Origin of the sequence: Pseudomonas fluorescens (assembly GCF_000968015.1) — a bacterium.
GTDB lineage: Bacteria > Pseudomonadota > Gammaproteobacteria > Pseudomonadales > Pseudomonadaceae > Aquipseudomonas > Aquipseudomonas fluorescens_W.
Genome location: NZ_LACH01000013.1, coordinates 58,614 through 81,735 on the forward strand (window position 1 = coordinate 58,614; position 23,122 = coordinate 81,735).

At 59.4% G+C, this 23,122-nt stretch carries 18 protein-coding genes; 12 read left to right on the forward strand and 6 right to left on the reverse strand.

Translation table 11 applies throughout. The features are described from left to right. Positions 1 to 40 precede the first annotated feature (40 nt). Positions 41 to 580, reverse strand: a complete 540-nt coding sequence (locus tag VD17_RS07460; protein ID WP_046053296.1) for a TetR/AcrR family transcriptional regulator — start codon at positions 578 to 580, stop codon at positions 41 to 43. An 89-nt stretch (positions 581 to 669) separates the two neighbouring features. On the opposite strand from VD17_RS07460, the gene VD17_RS07465 reads away from it, so the two are divergent. The 4 genes from VD17_RS07465 (at position 670) to VD17_RS07480 (ending at position 5,448) form a co-directional block, all read left to right on the forward strand. Further along, complete coding sequence (locus VD17_RS07465; protein WP_046053297.1) at positions 670 to 1,863, forward strand: MFS transporter; 1,194 nt, start codon at positions 670 to 672, stop codon at positions 1,861 to 1,863. Positions 1,864 to 1,905: 42 nt separating this feature from the next. Next, a complete protein-coding gene (locus VD17_RS07470) occupies positions 1,906 to 2,217 on the forward strand; it encodes a cupin domain-containing protein (protein ID WP_046053298.1) in 312 nt (103 codons plus the stop codon). Between the two features lie 105 nt (positions 2,218 to 2,322). Next, the gene (locus VD17_RS07475) at positions 2,323 to 3,474 is read left to right on the forward strand and encodes a TDT family transporter (RefSeq protein WP_046053299.1); all 1,152 of its coding nucleotides are present in this window, start codon (positions 2,323 to 2,325) and stop codon (positions 3,472 to 3,474) included. A 99-nt stretch (positions 3,475 to 3,573) separates the two neighbouring features. Further along, positions 3,574 to 5,448: an MFS transporter gene (locus VD17_RS07480; protein ID WP_046053300.1), complete on the forward strand. Its 1,875-nt coding sequence runs from the start codon at positions 3,574 to 3,576 to the stop codon at positions 5,446 to 5,448. Between the two features lie 46 nt (positions 5,449 to 5,494). Here the strand turns inward: VD17_RS07480 and VD17_RS07485 are convergent, their stop codons facing one another. The 5 genes from VD17_RS07485 to VD17_RS07505 all read right to left on the reverse strand — a co-directional run bounded on the left by VD17_RS07485 (position 5,495) and on the right by VD17_RS07505 (position 10,507). After that, entirely contained in the window at positions 5,495 to 6,421 is a 927-nt protein-coding gene (locus VD17_RS07485) for a GGDEF domain-containing protein (RefSeq protein WP_046053301.1), read from the reverse strand. Positions 6,422 to 6,793: 372 nt separating this feature from the next. Continuing rightward, positions 6,794 to 7,534 carry a YciK family oxidoreductase gene (locus tag VD17_RS07490; protein ID WP_046053302.1) on the reverse strand — a complete coding sequence of 247 codons (741 nt, stop codon included), beginning with the start codon at positions 7,532 to 7,534 and terminating at the stop codon, positions 6,794 to 6,796. A 206-nt stretch (positions 7,535 to 7,740) separates the two neighbouring features. After that, complete coding sequence (gene mupP, locus VD17_RS07495) at positions 7,741 to 8,412, reverse strand: N-acetylmuramic acid 6-phosphate phosphatase MupP (protein ID WP_033055824.1); 672 nt, start codon at positions 8,410 to 8,412, stop codon at positions 7,741 to 7,743. Positions 8,413 to 8,416: 4 nt separating this feature from the next. Beyond that, positions 8,417 to 9,115, reverse strand: coding sequence for a bifunctional 2-polyprenyl-6-hydroxyphenol methylase/3-demethylubiquinol 3-O-methyltransferase UbiG (gene ubiG, locus VD17_RS07500; protein WP_033055822.1), 699 nt, complete (start codon positions 9,113 to 9,115; stop codon positions 8,417 to 8,419). Between the two features lie 57 nt (positions 9,116 to 9,172). Further along, positions 9,173 to 10,507: a TRZ/ATZ family hydrolase gene (locus tag VD17_RS07505; RefSeq protein WP_046053303.1), complete on the reverse strand. Its 1,335-nt coding sequence runs from the start codon at positions 10,505 to 10,507 to the stop codon at positions 9,173 to 9,175. A 108-nt stretch (positions 10,508 to 10,615) separates the two neighbouring features. On the opposite strand from VD17_RS07505, the gene mtnA reads away from it, so the two are divergent. The 8 genes from mtnA (at position 10,616) to rpsA (ending at position 23,065) form a co-directional block, all read left to right on the forward strand. Further along, positions 10,616 to 11,692: an S-methyl-5-thioribose-1-phosphate isomerase gene (gene mtnA, locus VD17_RS07510; RefSeq protein ID WP_046053304.1), complete on the forward strand. Its 1,077-nt coding sequence runs from the start codon at positions 10,616 to 10,618 to the stop codon at positions 11,690 to 11,692. A 424-nt stretch (positions 11,693 to 12,116) separates the two neighbouring features. Next, positions 12,117 to 14,774: a DNA gyrase subunit A gene (gene gyrA / locus VD17_RS07515; RefSeq protein WP_008148713.1), complete on the forward strand. Its 2,658-nt coding sequence runs from the start codon at positions 12,117 to 12,119 to the stop codon at positions 14,772 to 14,774. A 252-nt stretch (positions 14,775 to 15,026) separates the two neighbouring features. Continuing rightward, a complete protein-coding gene (gene serC, locus VD17_RS07520) occupies positions 15,027 to 16,112 on the forward strand; it encodes a 3-phosphoserine/phosphohydroxythreonine transaminase (RefSeq protein WP_046053305.1) in 1,086 nt (361 codons plus the stop codon). Then, positions 16,112 to 17,206, forward strand: coding sequence for a prephenate dehydratase (gene pheA / locus VD17_RS07525; RefSeq protein ID WP_033055815.1), 1,095 nt, complete (start codon positions 16,112 to 16,114; stop codon positions 17,204 to 17,206). Before serC ends, pheA begins: the two co-directional genes overlap by 1 nt. A 12-nt stretch (positions 17,207 to 17,218) precedes the next feature. Continuing rightward, positions 17,219 to 18,331 (forward strand): histidinol-phosphate transaminase, encoded by a 1,113-nt coding sequence (gene hisC, locus VD17_RS07530; RefSeq protein WP_046053306.1) that lies wholly within the window; start codon positions 17,219 to 17,221, stop codon positions 18,329 to 18,331. A gap of 28 nt (positions 18,332 to 18,359) precedes the next feature. Next, positions 18,360 to 20,567 (forward strand): bifunctional prephenate dehydrogenase/3-phosphoshikimate 1-carboxyvinyltransferase, encoded by a 2,208-nt coding sequence (locus VD17_RS07535; protein ID WP_046053309.1) that lies wholly within the window; start codon positions 18,360 to 18,362, stop codon positions 20,565 to 20,567. Continuing rightward, on the forward strand, positions 20,564 to 21,253 hold the full coding sequence (cmk, locus tag VD17_RS07540; RefSeq protein ID WP_008148720.1) for a (d)CMP kinase: 690 nt from the start codon (positions 20,564 to 20,566) through the stop codon (positions 21,251 to 21,253). The genes VD17_RS07535 and cmk overlap by 4 nt, the downstream gene beginning before the upstream one ends. Positions 21,254 to 21,373: 120 nt before the next feature. Continuing rightward, on the forward strand, positions 21,374 to 23,065 hold the full coding sequence (gene rpsA / locus VD17_RS07545; protein ID WP_033055812.1) for a 30S ribosomal protein S1: 1,692 nt from the start codon (positions 21,374 to 21,376) through the stop codon (positions 23,063 to 23,065). Positions 23,066 to 23,122: the final 57 nt, after the last annotated feature.

The following is a 23,122-nucleotide window of genomic DNA, read 5'->3' on the forward strand; positions in this document are numbered from 1 at the left end:
GAGCGAGCTTGCTCCGGGCGGAGTTCCGACGATGGCGGTATCACTGACTCAGCGCAATCTCGATCAACCGATGCAACTCCTCAACCTCTAACGGCGCCACTGAAAACAGGATACGAAACACCGTGGGCGCCGCCACCATGTTGATCAGCCGATCAACGTTCGGCTTCGGCTGATCGGGGTAACGATCCAGAATCGTCTGCAGCTGCCCGCCAATGATCGTCGCGCAAAGGGCCGGTGTGGTGCTGCATTGCACGTCGCGCAAGATGTTGCGGCCGGGCTCGGAACTCATCTCGTCCAGATACTGCTCGGCCCAGGCGCGCACGTCACCGCGCAGGCTGCCGGTATTGGCCGGCTCGCTCTCGGGGCGCATGCGGGCGAGGGCGACGTCCGCCAACAACACCGACAAATCGCCCCAGCGCCGGTAGATGGTCGACGGCGTGACGCCAGCGCGCGCAGCGATTTGCGGGACGGTCACGGTGGCGCGGTCCTGCTCTTCGAGGAGATCGCGGACTGCCGAATGAACCGACTCTTGCACCCGGGCACTGCGGCCGCCCGGGCGTAAACCTTCTTTAATTGCCATGCATCGGACCTTAACACAAAGAATTTGCTTTAAGCGTCAGCCAGTCGCACACTCCGCAAAAGCAAAAAATTAGCTTTTGCGGAGTGCTCATGTCCAGTTCAACGTCAAATCGTTCAAGCCTGTGGTTCCTGGCAATCACCTTACTCAGTTTTCTTGCGGCGTCCACGGCGCCGACGCCGTTGTATCACTTGTACCAAGAGCACCTGCAATTCTCGGCAGCGACCCTGACCCTGATTTTCGGCGTGTACGCCATCAGTTTGCTGGCGGCATTGCTCACGGTCGGTTCGCTCTCGGATTACCTGGGGCGCAAACCGGTGATCTTCACCGCTGTGATGTTGAACATGCTGGCGATGCTGTTGTTTATCAACGCAGACAGTGTCACCTGGTTGATCAGCGCACGAGTGCTTCAGGGTTTTGCTACGGGGATGGCCACTGCCGTACTGAGTGCGGCGCTGTTGGACACCGATCGCCAGCAAGGGTCGCTGGTCAACAGTGTTGCGCCGTTGCTGGGCATGGCGTCGGGCGCCATGGGCTGCGGCTTGTTGGCTGAGTTCGCACCACTGCCGTTGCAGTTGACCTATTGGGTGCTGTTCGCGCTGTTTGTGATGCAAGCGCTGTACGTCTGGCGCTTGCCGGAAAGCGTCAGCTCCCAACCGGGAGCCTGGGCTTCGCTGCGTCCGACACTGCATGTGCCGATTCAGGCGCGGCGGGCGTTGTGGCTGGTGCTGCCGATCAACATCGCGGTGTGGGCACTCGGTGGTTTTTACGCCTCGTTGGCACCGTCGCTGGTACGCACGGCCACGGGATCGACCTCAAATCTGATTGGCGGTGCGACGGTGGCTGTGTTGACGGTGACCGGCGCGTTGATGATCTACACCCTGCGCGATCGGCCGGCCGACAAGGTTTTGCGATTGGGCGGCAGTCTGCTGCCCGTCGGCGTCGCGCTGGTTCTGACGGCGGTGCACGGCGCCAGCCTTACGCTGTTTTTCGTCGGCACACTGGTGGCCGGATGCGGTTTCGGCGCCGGTTTTCTCGGTGCGTTGCGCAGCGTCGTGCCGCTGGCCTTGCCCCATGAACGGGCAGGGTTGATGTCGGCTTACTACGTGCTCAGTTATCTGGCGTTCTGCTTGCCGTCGTTGCTGGCCGGGAACTTGACCAGGACCTTCGGGCTGGTGGCTACCACCGATGGTTACGGTGCGGTACTGATTATTCTCTCGGCCGGCGCTTTGTTCGCGTTAATGCGTCAGCAGTCCATGAAAGTCTGTGGCGTCGATGTTCGATGACCGCTAGCCTTGGCACCGCCATCCCTTTCGACGGACCGACGCATGAACATCATTCGCAGCAAATCCTTCACCGCTGACCTTGCCTGGGGCGCTTTGGATATCGCCAACATGAACGGCATCACCACGCGTTTGCACTGGACCGATCAGCCCTATAAATGGCACATCAATGATGGGCAAGAAGTGTTCGTGGTGCTGGATGGCGTCGTGCAGATGCGTTATCGCGAAGAAGGACAGGAGAAAGAGGTGATGTTGGGTGTAGGCGATATCTTCTATGCCGACGTCGGTACCGAACACGTTGCCCATCCGCAGGGTGTGGCGAGAATCCTGGTGATCGAGACTGAAGGCAGCGTCTGACGCTATATCTGCAAAACAGATAACAGTTAGAGATATTACCCGTTATATCGATATTCGATTCAGATCTACCATGGGCTCCACCTCAACAGAGGACAGGAGTTCACCATGACATGCCCCAACACCGCCCCAGCCGGTTTCAAACCTTTCAGTCATTTGCAGCATCCGCGTGAAGTCATCCGCCAGTTCACGCCGAACTGGTTCGCCGCCACCATGGGCACCGGTGTGCTGGCGTTGGCGCTGGCGCAGCTGCCTGGCGCAAATGCCGGTTTACACGCGATTGCCGAAGCCCTTTGGCTGTTCAATATCGGGCTGTTCGTTTTGTTCACTGCGCTGTACGCGGCGCGTTGGACGCTGTTTTTCGATGAGGCGCGGCGGATTTTTGGCCACTCCACGGTTTCGATGTTTTTTGGCACCATCCCCATGGGCCTGGCGACCATCATCAATGGTTTTCTGGTGTTCGGTCTGCCGCGTTGGGGCGAGGGCGTGATTGATGTCGCCGAGGTGCTGTGGTGGCTGGATGTGGCGATGTCTCTGGCGTGCGGCGTGCTGATTCCCTACCTGATGTTCACCCGTCAGGAGCACAGCATCGACCAGATGACCGCCGTATGGTTGTTGCCGGTGGTGGCGGCAGAAGTGGCGGCCGCCAGTGGTGGCTTGCTGGCGCCGCATCTGGCCGATGCCCATTCGCAACTGGTGGTGCTGGTGACCAGCTACGTGCTCTGGGCCTTTTCCCTACCGGTGGCGTTCAGCATTCTGACCATTCTGTTGCTGCGCATGGCGCTGCATAAATTGCCCCACGAAAACATGGCCGCCTCCAGCTGGCTGGCGCTCGGCCCGATCGGCACCGGGGCGCTGGGTATGTTGCTGTTGGGCGCCGACGCTCCGGCGATCTTCGCTGCCAACGGCCTGCCGGGCATCGGTGAAATCGCCGCAGGACTGGGATTGGTTGCCGGGATCACCCTGTGGGGCTTTGGTCTGTGGTGGATGCTGATCGCGGTGCTCATCACCCTGCGTTACCTGCGCGTCGGTATTCCTTTCAACCTCGGCTGGTGGGGCTTCACCTTCCCGTTGGGCGTCTATTCCCTGGCGACGTTGAAACTGGCCAGCACCTTGAACCTGACATTTTTCAGCGCCTTTGGTTGTGTGCTGGTGGTGTTGCTGGCGGTGATGTGGCTGATCGTCGCCAGACGGACAGTGCAGGGCGCCTGGCGGGGCGAGTTGTTTGTCTCGCCATGCATTGCAGGATTAAAGAAATAACCTGCAAGTTTTAGGTAATGTGTGGCCTGGATCGTCGTTGGGTATTCCAATAACTGCATCCACGCCACTCTCTACCCCAAGATCAGGGACACACGGAAGATGAGTCACCCCTCACAGTTCACCTTGCTTCGCACCCGGCGCTTCCTGCCGTTCTTCGTCACGCAATCGCTCGGGGCGTTCAACGACAACATCTTCAAGCAGTCGCTGATCCTCGCCATTCTCTACAAGTTGACCATCGACGGTGATCGCTCGATCTGGGTCAACCTGTGTGCGCTGCTGTTCATCCTGCCGTTCTTCCTGTTCTCGGCGCTGGCCGGGCAGTTCGGGGAAAAGTACGCCAAGGACGCGTTGATTCGTCTGATCAAGCTTGGGGAAATCGCCATCATGGCGGTGGGCGCGGTCGGATTCATGTTCGATCACCTGTCGCTGATGCTGGTGGCGCTGTTTGCCATGGGCACGCACTCGGCGCTGTTCGGGCCGGTGAAATACTCGATCCTGCCCCAGGCCTTGCGTGACGAAGAGTTGGTGGGGGGCAACGGCCTGGTGGAAATGGGCACCTTCCTGGCGATCCTCGCCGGGACCATCGGTGCCGGGATCATGATGTCGTCCAGTCATTACGCGCTGATCGTCTCCACGGCGATTATTGGTGTTGCGGTGCTCGGCTACCTGGCCAGTCGCAGCATTCCAAGGGCCGCGGCCGCCTCCCCGGAAATGCGTCTGGACTGGAATATTTTCAGCCAGTCCTGGGCCACGTTGAAGCTGGGCTTGGGGCAGACCCCTGCGGTTTCACGCTCGATTGTCGGCAACTCGTGGTTCTGGTTTGTCGGGGCGATTTATCTGACGCAGATCCCGGCCTATGCCAAGGAGTGGATGCACGGCGACGAAACCGTGGTGACGCTGATTCTTACCGTGTTCTCGGTCGGTATCGCACTCGGTTCGATGCTTTGCGAGAAACTGTCCGGTCGCAAAGTCGAGATCGGTCTGGTGCCGTTCGGCTCTTTCGGTCTGACCGTGTTTGGTTTGCTGCTGTGGTGGCATTCCGGTGGAATTCCGGACAGCGTTACAGGCCATGGCTGGATCGAAGTCTTGGGTTTTGGCCACGCCTGGCTGGTGTTGATCGACATTCTGGGGCTGGGGGTGTTCGGCGGTTTCTACATTGTGCCGCTGTACGCGCTGATTCAGTCACGTACCCCCGAGAACGAGCGGGCGCGGGTGATTGCCGCCAACAATATTCTCAACGCGCTGTTTATGGTGGTCTCGGCGATTGTCTCGATCGTCTTGCTGAGCATGGTCAAGCTGTCGATCCCGCAGCTGTTCCTGGTGGTGTCGCTGCTGAACATCGGCGTCAACGCCTACATCTTCAGCATCGTCCCCGAGTTCAGCATGCGCTTCATGATCTGGCTGCTCAGCCATTCGATGTACCGCGTGGAGCATCGCAATCTGCAGCTGATTCCCGATGAAGGCGCGGCGTTGCTGGTGTGCAATCACGTGTCCTTCGTTGACGCCTTGCTGATTGGCGGCGCGGTGCGTCGGCCGATTCGCTTTGTGATGTATTACAAGATCTACAACTTGCCAGTGCTGAACTTTATCTTCCGCACGGCCGGGACGATTCCGATCGCGGGGCGTCAGGAAGACATTCAGATCTACGAAAAAGCCTTCACGCGCATTGCTCAGTATCTGAAGGACGGCGAGTTGGTGTGCATCTTCCCTGAGGGCAAATTGACCGCCGATGGCGAGATCAACGAGTTCAAGGGCGGGCTGACGCGGATTCTCGAAGAGACGCCGGTGCCGGTGATTCCGTTGGCATTGCAGGGGTTGTGGGGGAGTTTCTTCAGCCGCGATCCGCAAAAGGGTGTGTTTCGCCGGTTGTGGTCACGGGTGACACTGGTGGCAGGGCCTGCGGTGTCGGTTGAGGCGGCAGAGCCAGCCCGGTTGCAAGGGATGGTGGGGGAATTGCGCGGCGCCGTGCGCTAACTCCTTTCGCCGCGGGCCGCTAACCAAGCGTGCCCGCTCCGGGCGTTCAACCCGCCATCGCCAACCGGTTACGCCCCTCGCGCTTGGCCACATACAACGCACTGTCGGCCCGTCGCAACAGGCTGTCGGCAGACTCGCCGGGCAATAACGTCGAGCAGCCAAGGCTGACCGTCAGCTCGATCGCATGGCCATCGGCCGAATATTCCTCTGTTTGCACCGCAAGTCGTAGCCGTTCGCCGATCATGGCTGCCGCCTCACGAGTCGTGTTGGAAAGCAGGATCATGAATTCTTCGCCACCAAAGCGGAAGACCATGTCCACATTACGCAACTGGATTTTGATCGAGGCTGCAACGGCCTTGAGCACGTCATCGCCGGCGCTGTGCCCGTGGTTGTCGTTGATGCGTTTGAAGTGATCGATGTCCAGCATCAGCAGCGACAAGGGTTGCAGATGCCGACGCGACATCTCGACTTCCCGTTGCAGGGTCTGATCCATGGCGATGCGGTTGCCGGTGTCCGTGAGCGGATCGCGCAAGGCGCTTTGGGTCGCGGCGCGATAGAGCAGGGCATTGCGCATCGGATACATCAATGCGGACAGCAGCGACTCGATGTTGCTTTGTTCCTGCTCACTGAAGCGCTGATTGCGGCGGAATACCAGTTCACCCAGGTGCTCGCCTTCATGGCTGAGGTTGTAGCTGATCGAGTGATGGCCGCGCAGGCCGAACTCCAGGCGCAAATCGCTGACCTTGTGCTGGTAGATCAAGGCGTCGAGCGGTACAAGTCGCTGAATCTCACGGAAAAAGAGCCCAAGAATGCGTTGCGGCTCGAGACTGGTTTGTAGCTGCAGGCTCAACTTCTGGCGCAGCTGCGCAAGGTTGACAGGTCTCTCCCGAAGGGGAACCTGCTGACCAAAGCCCAGGCGTTGCAATTTGGCAACATCGAAGTCAATTGCGTTGGTCTGGGAAGGTGATTTCATATGGCGTGCGCCCCTAAGCAGTAAGGCTGTCTTACAGGCTGGGTGAGAGCGGCTTTGGGCTGCGCGTCATACTGATCCATCAGTCCCGTAGGACGTCTGGCGCAAGTTTAGTCCGCTTTGCCGAAGATGAGTAACTCATCGGCTCAGGCGTCCGCCCGTTTGCTTTCACACTGCGTGTCTGAGCAAATTTAGAGCGAAAGTCGTGCCATCAGTTCATTCGAATAAAAAACGTTATAAATCAATGTGTTGAAGATTGGTTAAAAATTTTTTCCAAAAGTGGTGACAGTTGTTTGACTTGCCGTCGGTGTAGTTACGACGCACTTTGAATGCCGCGACGAGAAGCCGTCACGGCACAAAAGCGACGCGCGGGCGTTACTGAGCGTTGAACGCCTGGCCGTTGATGCCGGTGCTGTCTGGACCCATCAGGTAGAGGTAGACCGGCATGATCTCCTCGGGCGTCGGGTTGTTCAGCGGGTTTTCACCCGGGTAAGCCTGGGCGCGCATGCTGGTGCGGGTGGCGCCCGGGTTAATGCTGTTGGAACGCACGGGGGCCACGGTGTCGACTTCATCGGCCAGCGTTTGCATCAAGCCTTCGGTGGCGAACTTGGACACGCCATAAGCGCCCCAATACGCACGACCCTTGCGGCCGACGCTGCTGGAGGTGAACACCACCGAGGCGTCCTGGGACAGCTTGAGCAGCGGCAACAGGGTGCTGGTGAGCATGAACATGGCGTTGACGTTGACGTGCATGACACGCATGAAGTTTTCGCCGGACAGCTGCTCGATCGGCGTACGCGGGCCAATGATCGACGCGTTGTGCAACAAACCGTCGAGATGGCCGAATTCGGTTTCGATCATCGCTGCCAGCTCATCGTATTGATGGGGCAGGGCGGTTTCCAGGTTGAACGGGATCACGGCCGGTTGTGGGTGGCCGGCGGCTTCGATTTCGTCGTAGACCTGAGTCAGGTTGGCTTCGGTCTTGCCCAGCAGCAGCACGTTGGCGCCGTGCGCGGCAAAGGTTTTCGCAGCGGCGGCGCCGATGCCACGGCCAGCACCGGTGACCAGGATGACCCGGTCCTTGAGTAATTCTGGACGGGCGGAATAATCAAACATAAAAAACCTCACAACAATTCAACAATAAGGCCGGCACCGAACCTGTGGCGAGAGGGCTTTTGTGGCGAGGGGGCTTGCCCCCGTTGGAGTGCGAAGCGCTCCTCGGCATTTCGCCAGTCACACCTTACTTACAGGTTTTTACGACTGCTTCGCAGCCGAGCGGGGGCAAGCCCCCTCGCCACAAAAGCATCCGGCAGCCAGTCAGGTCAGCAGCCACACAAGGCGCTATCCAGCACCTTGCGCAACTCCAGCGGATGATCGACCACCACATCCGCCCCCCAATGCCGCGGGTTATCGTCTGGATGAATGTAGCCATAGGTCACGGCGGCCGTTTTGGTACCGGCATCGCGACCGGATTCGATATCGCGCAGGTCATCACCCACGAACAACACGCTGGCCGGGTCCAGGTCGAGCATCTTGCATGCCAGGATCAACGGCTCGGGGTCCGGTTTGCTGTTCTTCACATGGTCCGGGCAGATCAACAGCGCCGAGCGCTCGGCCAGGCCAAGCTGCTGCATGATCGGTTCGGCGAACCGCAGCGGCTTGTTGGTGACCACGCCCCAGATCAGGTTGGCCTTTTCGATGTCGGCCAGCAGTTCGCCCATGCCGTCGAAGAGTTTGCTATGAACCGCGCAACCGGCGAGGTAACGCTCCAGAAACTCCAGGCGTAACTCCTCGAAACCCGGTGATTCCGGGTCCATGGAGAAGGTCACGGCGACCATCGCCTTGGCGCCGCCGGAGATCTCGTCGCGAATGTGTTTGTCGTTCATTGGCGGCAAGCCACGATCGGCGCGCATCGCCTGACAGATCGCAATGAAGTCCGGCGCGGTGTCGAGCAGGGTGCCGTCCATGTCGAAAAGAACTGCTCTGATACGCATCGGCTTACTCCTCGCGCAGGGTCTGGATCATGTAGTTGACGTCCACGTCGGAGGCCAGCTTGTAGTGTTTGGTCAGCGGGTTGTAGGTCAGGCCGATGATGTCCTTGACGGTCAGGCCGGCCATGCGGCTCCAGGCACCCAGCTCGGACGGGCGGATGAACTTCTTGAAATCGTGGGTGCCGCGCGGCAGCAGCTTCATGATGTATTCCGCGCCGACGATGGCGAACAGGTACGCCTTCGGGTTGCGGTTGATGGTGGAAAAGAACACCTGGCCACCGGGTTTCACCATGCGGAAGCAGGCGCGGATCACCGAGGATGGATCCGGCACGTGCTCGAGCATTTCCAGGCACGTGACCACGTCGAACTGTTCAGGCATTTCTTCTGCCAGGGCTTCGGCGGTGATCTGCCGGTATTCGACGCTCACGCCGGATTCCAGTTGATGCAGTTGCGCGACCGCCAGCGGCGCTTCGCCCATGTCGATACCCATGACGGTAGCGCCGCGCTGGGCCATGGCTTCGCTGAGGATGCCGCCGCCGCAACCGACGTCGAGGACTTTCTTGCCGGCCAGGTTGACCCGCTCGTCAATCCAGTTGACCCGCAGCGGGTTGATGTCGTGCAGCGGTTTGAACTCGCTTTCGCGGTCCCACCAGCGATGGGCCAGGGCTTCGAATTTGGCGATTTCGGCGTAGTCGACGTTGCTCATGGTTAAGTCCTCTAAAACTTGAAAAATCCTGTTGCCCCGGTGGTAAGTCCAGGGGGCTTACGATTCGGTATGGCCGCTGATGCGCTCGCCCCAGGCCTTGGCGGTGGCGCACAGCTGTTGTTCATCCAGGCGAGTCAGGCGACGGTCGTCGAGCAATTGCTTGCCGGCGACCCAAAGGTGTGTCACGCAATCACGGCCAGTGGCGTATATAAGTTGCGAAACCGGGTCGTAGACCGGTTGCTGCGCCAGGCCGGAGAGGTCGAACGCGACGATGTCTGCCGCTTTGCCGACTTCCAGCGATCCCACTTCGGATTCAATGCCCAGCGCGCGGGCGCCATTGAGCGTGGCCATGCGCAAGGCGCGATGGGCATCCAGGGCAGTGGCCGAGCCGGCGACGGCTTTGGCCAGCAAGGCGGCGGTGCGGGTTTCGCCGAGCAGGTCCAGATCATTATTGCTGGCCGCACCATCGGTGCCGACCGCCACATTGACGCCAGCCTGCCACAAGCGCTCCACCGGGCAGAACCCGCTGGCCAGCTTCAGGTTGGATTCCGGGCAATGAATCACGCTGGTGTTGCTTTCTACCAGCAACACCAGGTCTTCTTCGCTGATCTGAGTCATGTGGACGGCCTGGAAGCGCGGCCCCAGCAAGCCCAGGCGACCGAGGCGGGCCAACGGGCGTTCGCCGCGCTGCTCGACGGACTGCTGCACTTCATAAGCCGTTTCATGCACGTGCATGTGGATCGAGGCGTCCAGTTCTTCGGCGATCACCCGGATTTTCTCCAGGTTCTCGTCGCCCACGGTGTAGGGTGCGTGGGGGCCGAAGGTGACTTTGATGCGCTCGTGGTGCTTGAGATCGCCAAATAATTCGACGCCCTGACGAATGGCTTCGTCCGCTGTGCTGGCGCCTGGAATCGGGAAGTCGAGGATCGGAATCGCGATTTGCGCGCGAATGCCGCTGTTATGGACGCGCTCGCTGGCAACCTTCGGGAAGAAATACATGTCAGAGAAACAGGTGATGCCACCTTTTATCTGCTCGGCGATCGCCAGGTCAGTGCCGTCACGTACAAAAGCTTCATCGACCCACTTGGCTTCGGCCGGCCAGATGTGGTTTTCCAGCCAGGTCATCAGGGGCAGATCATCGGCCAGGCCACGGAACAGCGTCATCGCCGCATGCCCGTGGGCATTGATCAAACCAGGGCAGAGCAACATGTCCGGCAATTCGCGGACTTCGGTTGCGTTAAGCTTCAGCGCTGCCGAGCGTGGGCCGATGAATACGATGCGTCCGTCGCGGATGCCCAGGGCGTGCTCTTTGAGGACAACGCCAGCGGGTTCGACGGGTACCAGCCAGGTCGGCAGCAATAGCAAGTCGAGCGCAGCGGCAGTGTTCGGCATCGAGAATCGGTTCCAGAGCTTTTGTAAAGGATGGCGAAGTATACCCGAGCGTCTTCGCAGGGGGATCGCTATAATCGACGGCTTTTGTTCATGAGTACGGGGTGACGGATGCGCGATCGACTGTTGGCTGCAGAGAAGGTGAAGGCCATCGATTGGCGTGATGACGCCCTTTACCTGCTGGATCAGCGTATTTTGCCGTTCGAAGAAACCTGGATCGCCTACACCAGCGCTGCTGGCGTGGCTGAGGCCATTCGTTCGATGGTAGTGCGCGGCGCGCCGGCGATTGGTATCACTGCCGCTTATGGTGTTGTGCTGGCGGCCCGTGCACGGTTTGCCGAAGGCGGTGACTGGCAGGCGGCGCTGGAAGAGGATTTCGCGCTGCTGGCCGACTCCCGTCCGACCGCGGTCAACCTGTTCTGGGCCTTGGGCCGCATGCGCGACCGGCTTGAGCGTCTGAAACATCACGCCGATCCGCTGCCGGTGCTGGAAGCAGAGGCTATCGCCATTCACGAGAGTGATCGCGAAGCCAACCTGACCATGGCGCAACTGGGTGTGGACCTGATCCGCAAGCACCAGGGTAACGCCCAGGCGATTCTGACCCACTGCAACACTGGCGCACTGGCCACCGGTGGCTTTGGCACGGCGCTCGGCGTGATTCGTGGCGCTTTCATTGAAGGCATGGTCGAGCGCGTCTATGCCGACGAAACCCGTCCATGGCTGCAAGGTTCGCGGCTGACCGCGTGGGAACTGGCCAACGAAGGCATTCCCGTCACGCTCAATGCCGACTCCGCCGCTGCCCATATCATGAAAACCAAGGGCATTACCTGGGTGATCGTCGGCGCTGACCGGATCACCGCCAATGGCGACGTGGCCAACAAGATCGGCACCTATCAACTGGCGGTGAACGCCATGCACCACGGCGTGCGCTTCATGGTGGTGGCGCCGAGTTCGACCATCGACATGAACCTAGCCAGTGGTGATGACATTCCGATTGAAGAGCGCGATGGTCGCGAGTTGCTGGAAGTCGGCGGCAAGCGGCTCGGGGCGGATGTCGATGCGTTTAACCCGGTATTCGACGTGACCCCGGCTGACCTGATCGATGCGATCGTCACCGAAAAAGGCATCGTCGAGCGCCCGGACACCGCGAAAATGGCGCAGTTGATGTGCCGTAAGCGTCTGCATTGACGCTTTGTGTTGTCGTATAAATTGCTATCGCGAGCAAGCTCGCTCCCACATTTGACCGAGTTCTTCAGTTAGACACGGTCAAGTGTGGGAGCGAGCTTGCTCGCGATAGGGCCCGCAAAGTCAACAAATCAGCCTGAAATCCTCATTCGACTACTCTCTAAGCCTCTCTCGTCCCCTTCAAGCCTGTCACCGGTCAACTAACTATGCTCCATGCGCATCAGGGGGATAGGTGCGTGGCGGCTCTTGTGATAACATCCGGCGGTTTCCAAGGTAGCCCGATGTGGCTGCCTTTACTGCGCAGATCCATGGCATAACTCGTTGATTTGTCGTAAGTCGGTGCATGGCACTCAGCCTGCAGCGGCGAGCTTCGTTCGTCCCATATGGATGTGACGAAGTTTCACCAGAAAAAGGAATCAGGCTTCTCATGGGCGAACTGGCCAAAGAAATCCTCCCGGTCAATATCGAAGACGAGCTGAAGCAGTCCTACCTCGACTACGCGATGAGCGTAATTGTCGGGCGGGCACTGCCGGATGCGCGCGATGGCTTGAAGCCCGTGCACCGGCGTGTGCTGTTCGCGATGAGCGAGCTGGGCAACGACTTCAACAAGCCGTACAAGAAATCTGCCCGTGTTGTCGGTGACGTGATCGGTAAGTATCACCCTCACGGTGATACCGCGGTGTACGACACCATCGTTCGGATGGCGCAGCCATTCTCGCTGCGTTACCTGCTGGTAGACGGTCAGGGCAACTTCGGTTCCGTGGACGGCGACAACGCCGCGGCCATGCGATACACCGAAGTGCGCATGACCAAGCTGGCGCACGAGCTGCTGGCTGACCTGCACAAAGAAACCGTGGACTGGGTGCCGAACTACGACGGCACCGAAATGATCCCGGCGGTCATGCCGACCCGTATTCCCAACCTGTTGGTCAACGGCTCCAGCGGTATCGCCGTGGGCATGGCGACCAACATCCCGCCGCACAACCTCGGTGAAGTCATCGACGGTTGCCTGGCACTCATCGACAACCCTGAGTTGACCATCGATGAGCTGATGCAATACATCCCCGGTCCGGACTTCCCGACTGCCGCGATCATCAACGGTCGCGCCGGCATCATTGAAGCCTATCGCACCGGTCGTGGCCGCATTTACATGCGCGCCCGCTCGATGATCGAAGACATCGACAAGGTCGGTGGCCGTCAGCAGATCGTCATCACCGAACTCCCTTACCAGCTGAACAAGGCCCGTCTGATCGAGAAGATCGCCGAGCTGGTAAAAGAGAAGAAGCTCGAAGGCATCACCGAACTGCGCGACGAGTCCGACAAGGACGGTATGCGCGTCGTGATCGAATTGCGTCGCGGCGAAGTGCCTGAGGTGATTCTCAACAACCTCTACGCCCAGACCCAGCTGCAAGCAGTGTTCGGTATCAACATCGTCGCGCTGATCGACGGCCGTCCGCGGATCCTGAACCTCAAGGACCTGCTGGAAGCCTTCGTTCGTCACCGTCGCGAAGTCGTTACCCGCCGTACCGTGTTCGAACTGCGTAAAGCCCGCGAACGTGGTCACATTCTGGAAGGCCAAGCGGTTGCCCTGTCGAACATCGACCCGGTCATCGCCCTGATCAAAGCCTCGCCAACGCCGTCGGAAGCCAAGGAAGCGCTGATCAAGACTGCGTGGGAATCTTCTGCCGTGGTCGCGATGGTTGAGCGTGCCGGTGCCGATTCGTGCCGTCCAGAGACCCTGGATCCGCAATACGGTCTGCGCGAAGGCAAGTACTTCCTGTCGCCAGAACAGGCGCAAGCCATTCTGGAACTGCGTCTGCACCGTCTGACCGGTCTGGAGCACGAAAAGCTGCTGGCCGAGTATCAAGAGATCCTCAACCAGATCGGCGAGCTGATCCGCATCCTCAGCAGCGCCACGCGCCTGATGGAAGTGATCCGCGAAGAGCTGGAAGTGATCCGCGCCGAATACGGCGACGTGCGCCGCACCGAGATTCTCGATGCCCGTCTCGACCTGACCCTGGGTGACATGATCCCGGAAGAAGAGCGCGTCGTAACCATTTCCCATGGTGGCTACGCCAAGACCCAGCCATTGGCTGCGTACCAGGCTCAGCGTCGTGGCGGTAAAGGCAAATCGGCTACCGGCGTCAAGGATGAGGACTACATCGCTCACCTGCTGGTCGCCAACAGCCACACCACGCTGCTGCTGTTCTCCAGCAAAGGCAAAGTGTACTGGCTGAAAACCTACGAAATCCCGGAAGCCTCCCGCGCTGCCCGTGGTCGTCCGCTGGTCAACCTGCTGCCGCTGGACAGTGATGAATACATCACCACCATGCTGCCGGTCGACGAATACACCGAAGGTCACTTCATCTTCATGGCCACTGCCAAAGGCACCGTGAAGAAGACCCCGCTGGAATCCTTCAGCCGTCAACGCAGCGTCGGTCTGATCGCGCTGGAGCTGGACGAAGGTGACGTACTGATTTCTGCCGCCATTACCGATGGCGAACGCGAAGTCATGCTGTTCTCCGACGGCGGCAAGGTCACTCGCTTCAAGGAAACCGACGTTCGCGCCATGGGTCGTACCGCTCGCGGTGTCCGCGGTATGCGTCTGCCGGAAGGCCAGAAGCTGATTTCCATGCTGATCCCGGAAGAAGGCAGCCAGATCCTGACCGCTTCGGCCCGTGGTTTCGGCAAGCGCACGGCGATCACTGAGTTCCCTGAGTACAAGCGTGGCGGTCAGGGCGTTATCGCCATGGTCAGCAACGACCGTAACGGCCGTCTGGTCGGTGCAGTCCAGGTGCTCGATGGCGAGGAAATCATGCTGATTTCCGACCAGGGCACTTTGGTTCGTACCCGTGTCGACGAAGTCTCCAGTCTGGGTCGTAACACCCAGGGCGTGACCCTCATCAAGCTGGCCAGTGATGAAACGCTGGTAGGTCTGGAGCGGGTTCAGGAGCCGTCGGAAGTCGAAGGTGAAGAGCTGGAAGAAGGTGAAGAGGGTGCAGTGTTCGACGGCGAAGTCGTGATCGACGACGTTGTTGAAGATCAGCAACTCGACGCCGCCGCTGACGAAGAACCGCAGGAATAAGCGGACAAACGGGGGGCGGATGAGAATTCGCCCCCTTGTTGTTTGTCCTGTATGAAAATATCGACACTGATGGAGATCTCTGTAGGAGTGAGCCTGCTCGCGATCGCATCACCGCGAAGTTTCAGACATACCGCGGCGCCTGCATCGCGAGCAGGCTCACTCCTACAAAAGCTGTGCTTTGGCAGGGACCCCTGTGTCGATTGATGTTGTGATTTATTGCGTGATTACCACCAAATCAGAGCGAGATTGGATGTGAGCAAGAGAGCCTATAACTTCTGTGCCGGTCCTGCGGCACTTCCCGAAGCTGTCCTGCAGCGCGCCCAGGGTGAGCTCCTTGATTGGCACGGCAAAGGCCTGTCGGTCATGGAAATGAGCCATCGCAGCGATGAGTTCGTGTCCATCGCCACCAAGGCCGAGCAGGATCTGCGTGATCTGCTGAATATCCCCTCGAACTATAAAGTGCTGTTTCTGCAAGGTGGCGCCAGCCAGCAATTTGCTCAGATTCCTCTGAACCTGTTGCCGGAAAGCGGCACGGCCGACTATATCGACACCGGTATCTGGTCGCAGAAAGCCATCGAAGAAGCTTCGCGCTACGGAAACGTCAATGTTGCCGCTACCGCCAAGCCTTACGACTATTTCGCTATTCCCGGTCAGAACGAATGGAAGCTGTCTGCAGATGCGGCCTACGTTCACTACGCGCCGAACGAAACCATCGGCGGCCTGGAATTCAACTGGGTCCCGGAAACCGGTGATGTCCCGCTGGTCGCCGACATGTCTTCCGACATTCTCTCGCGTCCAATCGATGTCTCGCGCTTCGGCATGATCTACGCCGGCGCCCAGAAGAACATCGGCCCGAGCGGCATCGTCGTCAACATCGTTCGCGAAGACCTGTTGGGTCACGCCCGTTCCCTGTGCCCGACCATGCTCAACTACAAGGTCGCGGCCGACAACGGCTCGATGTACAACACCCCGCCAACCCTGGCCTGGTACCTCTCGGGTCTGGTATTCGAGTGGCTGAAAGAGCAGGGTGGTGTTGAAGCCATCGGCAAGCTCAACGAAGTGAAACAGCGCACGCTGTACGACTTCATCGACGCCAGCGGCTTGTACAGCAACCCGATCAACAAGTCGGATCGCTCGTGGATGAACGTGCCGTTCCGTTTGGCTGACGACCGTCTCGACAAGCCATTCCTGGTCGGTGCCGAAGAGCGTGGCCTGTTGAACCTCAAGGGTCACCGTTCCGTGGGTGGCATGCGCGCCTCCATCTATAACGCCGTCGACATCGTTGCGGTCAACGCACTGATTTCGTACATGGCAGAGTTCGAGAAGGAACACGGCTAATGTCTGAGCAAGAACTCAAGGCACTGCGCCTGCGCATTGATGCCCTGGACGAGAAAGTCCTGGAGCTGATCAGTGAGCGCGCACGCTGCGCCCAGGAAGTTGCGCGAGTAAAGATGGCCTCGCTGGCCGAAGGCGAAGTGCCGGTGTTCTATCGTCCTGAGCGTGAGGCTCAGGTGCTCAAGCGTGTTATGGAGCGCAACAAGGGGCCGCTGGGCAACGAAGAGATGGCGCGGCTGTTCCGCGAAATCATGTCCTCGTGCCTGGCTCTCGAGCAGCCGTTGAAAGTGGCGTACCTCGGCCCTGAAGGCACCTTCACCCAAGCCGCCGCCATGAAACACTTCGGCCACGCCGTGATCAGCAAGCCGATGGCAGCGATCGACGAAGTGTTCCGTGAAGTGGCGGCCGGTGCGGTGAACTTTGGCGTGGTCCCGGTGGAAAACTCCACCGAAGGCGCGGTCAACCACACCCTCGACAGCTTCCTCGAACACGACATGGTGATCTGTGGCGAAGTCGAGCTGCGGATTCACCACCACCTGTTGGTCGGTGAAAACACCAAGACCGACAGCATCAGCCGTATCTATTCCCATGCTCAGTCCTTGGCCCAGTGCCGCAAATGGCTGGACGCGCATTACCCGAATGTCGAGCGCGTGGCGGTTTCCAGCAACGCCGAAGCGGCCAAACGGGTCAAGGGTGAGTGGAACTCGGCGGCAATTGCCGGCGACATGGCCGCAGGCTTGTACGGGCTGACCCGTCTGGCCGAGAAAATCGAGGATCGCCCGGACAACTCCACGCGATTCCTGATGATCGGCAGCCAGGAAGTGCCGCCGACCGGCGACGACAAGACGTCGATCATCGTCTCCATGAGCAACAAGCCCGGCGCGCTTCACGAGTTGCTGGTGCCGTTCCACGACAACGGCATCGACCTGACGCGAATCGAGACGCGTCCGTCGCGCAGCGGTAAATGGACCTACGTGTTCTTCATCGACTTCGTCGGCCACCACCGTGATCCGTTGATCAAGGGTGTGCTGGAAAAGATCAGTCAGGAAGCAGTGGCACTCAAAGTGCTGGGTTCCTACCCGAAAGCAGTTCTCTAAGGGCGGTAGCAAATGAGTGGTGACTTCCTCGCTCTGGCACAGCCGGGCGTGCAACAACTTTCGCCTTACGTTCCGGGCAAGCCCGTGGACGAACTGGCGCGCGAGCTGAACATCGATCCGGCCAGCATCGTCAAGCTGGCCAGCAACGAAAACCCGTTGGGCGCCAGTCCCAAGGCGCTGGCGGCGATTCGCGAAGAATTGGCCGAGCTGACCCGTTATCCAGACGGCAACGGTTTTGCGCTCAAGACCCTGCTGGCCGAACAGTGCCGCGTCGAGCTCAATCAGGTGACGCTGGGCAACGGTTCCAACGACATTCTGGAGCTGGTCGCCCGTGCCTATCTGGCGCCGGGCCTGAATGCGGTGTTCAGCGAACACGCGTTTGCGGTCTATCCGATCGTCACGCAAGCCGTCGGCGCTACGGCCAAAGTGATCCCGGCCAAAGACTGGGGCCATGATCTGCCGGCCATGCTGGCCGCGATCGATGCCGATACCCGTGTGGTGTTCATCGCCAACCCGAACAACCCGACCGGGACCTGGTTCGGCGCCGAAGCGCTGGACGAATTCCTGCAGGACGTACCGGAACACGTGCTGGTGGTGCTGGACGAGGCCTACATCGAATACGCCGAAGGCAGCGACTTGCCGGATGGCCTGGACTTCCTCGCGGCTTACCCGAACCTGCTGGTTTCGCGCACGTTCTCCAAGGCTTACGGTCTGGCGGCGTTGCGGGTCGGCTATGGCTTGTCCACGGCGGTGGTTGCGGATGTGCTGAACCGCGTGCGTCAGCCGTTTAACGTCAACAGCCTGGCCCTGGCCGCTGCGTGCGCTGCGCTGCAAGACGCCGAGTATCTGGCCGAAAGCCGTCGACTGAACGAATCCGGCATGCAGCAGCTGGAAGCGGGTTTTCGTGAGCTGGGGTTGAGCTGGATTCCGTCCAAGGGCAACTTCATCTGTGTCGATCTGGGTCGTGTTGCGGCTCCGGTCTTCCAGGGTTTGCTGCGCGAAGGCGTAATCGTGCGTCCGGTGGCCAATTACGGAATGCCGAACCACTTACGCATCACCATCGGTCTGCCGGCGGAAAATAGCCGCTTCCTCGAAGCGCTGACCAAGGTTCTGGCTCGTGGTTGATGTCACTGCACTGCAATCTGCTGAACCTATGATCGGTCGCCTGGTGGTGGTCGGCCTGGGGTTGATCGGCGGTTCGTTTGCCAAGGGTTTGCGTGAAAGCGGCCTGTGCCGCGAAGTGGTCGGGGTCGATCTCGACCCGCAGTCGCGCAAACTGGCGGTTGAGTTGGGTGTGGTGGATCGCTGCGAAGAAGACCTGGCCGCTGCTTGCCAGGGCGCCGACGTGATTCAGCTGGCCGTACCGATCCTCGCCATGGAAAAAATGCTCGGCCGCTTGGCCCGCATGGACCTGGGGCAAGCGATTCTGACCGACGTCGGCAGCGCCAAAGGCAATGTAGTGCGTGCGGCAACCGAAGCGTTTGGCGGCATGCCGTCGCGTTTCGTGCCGGGGCATCCGATTGCCGGTTCCGAGCAGAGCGGGGTGGAAGCCTCTAACTCAGAGCTGTTCCGTCGCCATAAAGTGATTCTGACGCCGCTGGATCAGACTGATCCGGCAGCCCTGGCAGTGGTCGACCGTTTATGGCGCGAACTGGGCGCCGATGTCGAGCACATGCAGGTCGAGCGTCACGACGAAGTGTTGGCGGCGACCAGCCATTTGCCGCACTTGTTGGCGTTCGGTTTGGTCGATTCGTTGGCCAAGCGCAATGAAAACCTTGAGATCTTCCGTTACGCTGCCGGCGGTTTCCGCGATTTCACAAGAATCGCGGGTAGCGACCCGGTCATGTGGCACGACATCTTCCTCGCCAACCGCGAAGCTGTCCTGCGCACACTCGATACATTTCGCAGCGACCTCGACGCCTTGCGCGACGCGGTCGATGCAGGGGATGGGCACCAATTGTTGGGCGTGTTCACTCGCGCCCGGGTTGCCCGCGAACATTTCAGTAAAATCCTGGCCCGCCGGGCTTATGTGGACGCTATGAATTCCAACGACCTGATTTTCCTGGCACAACCTGGTGGCCGCCTGACTGGGCGGATTCGTGTACCGGGCGACAAATCGATTTCCCACCGTTCGATCATGCTCGGCTCCCTGGCTGAAGGCGTCACCGAAGTGGAAGGTTTCCTCGAGGGCGAAGACGCCCTGGCAACCTTGCAAGCCTTCCGCGACATGGGTGTCGTGATCGAAGGTCCGCACCACGGTCGCGTGACCATTCACGGCGTCGGCCTGCATGGCTTGAAGCCTGCGCCGGGCCCGATCTATCTGGGCAACTCCGGCACGTCGATGCGTCTGCTGTCTGGCCTGTTGGCTGCGCAGAACTTCGACAGCACGCTGACGGGCGATGCTTCGCTGTCCAAGCGTCCGATGAATCGCGTGGCCAATCCGCTGCGTGAAATGGGCGCTGTGATCGAGACCGCTGCTGAAGGTCGTCCGCCGATGACCATTCGCGGCGGCAACAAGCTCAAAGGCCTGACCTACACCATGCCGATGGCCAGTGCCCAGGTTAAATCCTGCCTGCTGCTGGCGGGTTTGTACGCCGAAGGCAAAACCACCGTCACCGAGCCGGCCCCAACCCGCGACCACACCGAGCGCATGCTGCGTGGCTTCGGCTACCCGGTCACCGTCAACGGTGCGACCGCGTCGGTCGAATCCGGCCACAAGCTGACCGCGACCCACATTGAAGTGCCGGGCGACATCTCGTCGTCGGCGTTCTTTCTGGTGGCCGCATCGATCGCCGAAGGTTCGGAACTGGTGCTTGAGCACGTCGGCATCAACCCGACCCGTACCGGTGTGATCGACATCCTGCGTCTGATGGGCGCTGACATTACCCTGGAAAACCAGCGTGAAGTCGGCGGTGAGCCGGTTGCGGATCTGCGCGTACGTGCAGCTAAACTCAAAGGTATCGAGATTCCCGAAGCGCTGGTTCCACTGGCCATCGACGAATTCCCGGTGCTGTTCGTGGCCGCCGCCTGTGCCGAAGGGCGCACCATCCTGCGCGGCGCCGAAGAGCTGCGGGTTAAAGAGTCGGACCGGATTCAGGTCATGGCGGATGGTTTGCTGGCGCTTGGCGTCAAGTGCGAGCCGACCCCGGACGGCATCATCATCGACGGCGGCCAGATCGGCGGCGGCGAAGTGCACGGACACGGCGATCACCGGATTGCCATGGCCTTCAGCGTGGCTTCGCTGCGCGCCACTGCACCGATCCGCATCCATGATTGCGCCAACGTCGCGACGTCGTTCCCGAATTTCCTCGCGCTGTGCGCGCAGGTCGGTATCCGTGTTGCACAAGAGGCTCAGTCGTGATTATCAAGCCACCGGTCATCACCATCGACGGGCCTAGCGGTTCGGGCAAAGGCACTATTGCCGGGATTCTGGCCAAGCGCCTGGGCTGGTGCCTGCTCGATTCCGGTGCGCTGTACCGACTGCTGGCATTCGCCGCGCGTAATCATGGCGTCGATCTGACCAATGAAGAATCGCTGAAGCTGTTGGCCGCTCATCTGGACGTGCAGTTCGTCGGCGCGACCGAAGGTCATCCGCAGCGGATCATTCTCGAAGGTGACGATGTCACTGATGATTTGCGCAACGAACAAGTCGGCGCCTGGGCTTCCCAGGTCGCTGCGCTGCCGGCGGTGCGTGATGCGCTGCTCCAGCGCCAGCGGGCGTTTCAGGAGGCTCCGGGTCTGGTGGCCGATGGTCGCGACATGGGCACGGTGGTTTTCCCCGATGCACCGCTGAAGATATTCCTCACTGCCAGTGCCGAGGAGCGTGCGCGCCGTCGATACTTGCAGTTGAAGGGCAAAGTCGATGGTGTTAGTCTGTCGAGTCTGCTAGATGAGATACGTGTCCGCGATGAGCGTGACACCCAGCGAGCGGTAGCCCCGCTCAAACCGGCGGCTGACGCCATACAGCTGGATTCCACGGAATTATCCATCGATCAGGTGCTGGAACGCATCATGAGCGAGATCGCCATTCGCGATATCGCCGGGTGACCAAGAAACTCCGTAGGGGACCAGTCATAGTCTTGCGGTGTTTCTTCTAATGAACATAACCCACGTCGTCTGGGACGTGGAGATGGGCGTATCCTTCGCCCTTATTCAACAGGAATTAAAATGAGCGAAAGCTTTGCGGAACTCTTTGAAGAAAGCCTAAAAACCCTGAACCTTCAGGCAGGCTCCATCATCACCGGTGTTATCGTTGATATCGATTACCAAGCTCGCTGGGTAACCGTTCACGCTGGCCTGAAGTCTGAAGCACTCATCCCGCTTGAGCAGTTCTACAACGACGCTGGCGAACTGACTATCAACGTCGGTGACGAAGTTCACGTTGCTCTGGACTCGGTTGAAGACGGCTTTGGTGAAACCAAGCTGTCCCGTGAAAAAGCCAAGCGCGCTGAATGCTGGATTGTTCTGGAAGCAGCCTTCGCAGCCGAAGAAGTGGTCAAGGGCGTTATCAACGGTAAGGTTAAAGGCGGCTTCACAGTCGACGTTAACGGCATCCGTGCGTTCCTGCCAGGTTCTCTGGTTGACGTCCGTCCTGTGCGCGACACCACGCACCTGGAAGGCAAAGAGCTGGAATTCAAGGTCATCAAGCTTGACCAGAAACGCAACAACGTTGTCGTTTCCCGTCGTAGCGTCCTCGAAGCCGAGAACTCCGCTGAGCGTGAAGCTCTGCTGGAATCCCTGCAGGAAGGCCAACAAGTCAAAGGTATCGTCAAAAACCTCACCGATTACGGCGCATTCGTCGATCTGGGTGGCGTCGATGGCCTGCTGCACATTACCGACATGGCTTGGAAACGTATCAAGCATCCTTCCGAAATCGTCAACGTTGGCGACGAGATCGATGTCAAGGTTCTGAAGTACGATCGCGAACGCAATCGTGTTTCCCTGGGCCTCAAGCAACTGGGCGAAGATCCATGGGTTGCTATCAAAGCCCGTTACCCAGAAAGCACTCGCGTTACCGCTCGTGTAACCAACCTCACCGACTACGGCTGCTTCGCTGAGCTGGAAGAAGGCGTTGAAGGCCTGGTACACGTTTCCGAAATGGACTGGACCAACAAGAACATCCACCCTTCGAAAGTCGTACAAGTCGGCGACGAAGTGGAAGTTATGGTTCTGGACATCGACGAAGAGCGTCGTCGTATCTCCCTCGGCATCAAGCAGTGCAAATCTAACCCATGGGAAGATTTCTCTGGCCAGTTCAACAAGGGCGATAAAATCTCCGGCACCATCAAGTCGATCACCGATTTCGGTATCTTCATTGGTCTGGACGGCGGCATCGACGGTCTGGTTCACCTGTCCGACATCTCCTGGAACGAAGTGGGCGAAGAAGCCGTTCGCCGCTTCAAGAAGGGCGACGAGCTGGACACCGTTATCCTGTCGGTTGACCCAGAGCGCGAGCGTATCTCCCTGGGTATCAAGCAACTGGAAAGCGATCCGTTCTCCGAGTACGTTCAAGAGAACGACAAAGGCGCAATCGTTAAAGGCATCGTGAAAGAAGTTGACGCTAAAGGCGCCATCATCACTCTGGCCGACGATATCGAAGCGACTCTGAAAGCCTCCGAAATCAGCCGTGACCGCGTTGAAGACGCGCGCAACGTTCTGAAAGAAGGCCAGGAAGTAGAAGCCAAGATCATCAGCGTTGACCGCAAGAGCCGTGTAATCCAGCTCTCCATCAAGTCGAAAGACGATGCTGAAGAGAAAGAAGCAATCCAGAGCTTGAAAGACAAGCCTGCTGCTGACATCGCTGCTGGTCCTACCACTCTGGGCGACCTGTTGCGTGCACAAATGGAAAAACAGAACTAAGTTCTGTCAGACCATAGAAAAAGGGCGACTTCGGTCGCCCTTTTTTGTGTGCGCCCA

Excerpts from the sequence above, each read along its gene's own strand:
- VD17_RS07460 (WP_046053296.1), bottom strand. The coding sequence starts at position 580 with ATGGCAATTAAAGAAGGTTTACGCCCGGGCGGCCGCAGTGCCCGGGTG.
- VD17_RS07465 (WP_046053297.1), top strand. The coding sequence starts at position 670 with ATGTCCAGTTCAACGTCAAATCGTTCAAGCCTGTGGTTCCTGGCAATC.
- VD17_RS07470 (WP_046053298.1), top strand. The coding sequence starts at position 1,906 with ATGAACATCATTCGCAGCAAATCCTTCACCGCTGACCTTGCCTGGGGC.
- VD17_RS07475 (WP_046053299.1), top strand. The coding sequence starts at position 2,323 with ATGACATGCCCCAACACCGCCCCAGCCGGTTTCAAACCTTTCAGTCAT.
- VD17_RS07480 (WP_046053300.1), top strand. The coding sequence starts at position 3,574 with ATGAGTCACCCCTCACAGTTCACCTTGCTTCGCACCCGGCGCTTCCTG.
- VD17_RS07485 (WP_046053301.1), bottom strand. The coding sequence starts at position 6,421 with ATGAAATCACCTTCCCAGACCAACGCAATTGACTTCGATGTTGCCAAA.
- VD17_RS07490 (WP_046053302.1), bottom strand. The coding sequence starts at position 7,534 with ATGTTTGATTATTCCGCCCGTCCAGAATTACTCAAGGACCGGGTCATC.
- mupP (WP_033055824.1), bottom strand. The coding sequence starts at position 8,412 with ATGCGTATCAGAGCAGTTCTTTTCGACATGGACGGCACCCTGCTCGAC.
- ubiG (WP_033055822.1), bottom strand. The coding sequence starts at position 9,115 with ATGAGCAACGTCGACTACGCCGAAATCGCCAAATTCGAAGCCCTGGCC.
- VD17_RS07505 (WP_046053303.1), bottom strand. The coding sequence starts at position 10,507 with ATGCCGAACACTGCCGCTGCGCTCGACTTGCTATTGCTGCCGACCTGG.
- mtnA (WP_046053304.1), top strand. The coding sequence starts at position 10,616 with ATGCGCGATCGACTGTTGGCTGCAGAGAAGGTGAAGGCCATCGATTGG.
- gyrA (WP_008148713.1), top strand. The coding sequence starts at position 12,117 with ATGGGCGAACTGGCCAAAGAAATCCTCCCGGTCAATATCGAAGACGAG.
- pheA (WP_033055815.1), top strand. The coding sequence starts at position 16,112 with ATGTCTGAGCAAGAACTCAAGGCACTGCGCCTGCGCATTGATGCCCTG.
- hisC (WP_046053306.1), top strand. The coding sequence starts at position 17,219 with ATGAGTGGTGACTTCCTCGCTCTGGCACAGCCGGGCGTGCAACAACTT.
- VD17_RS07535 (WP_046053309.1), top strand. The coding sequence starts at position 18,360 with ATGATCGGTCGCCTGGTGGTGGTCGGCCTGGGGTTGATCGGCGGTTCG.
- rpsA (WP_033055812.1), top strand. The coding sequence starts at position 21,374 with ATGAGCGAAAGCTTTGCGGAACTCTTTGAAGAAAGCCTAAAAACCCTG.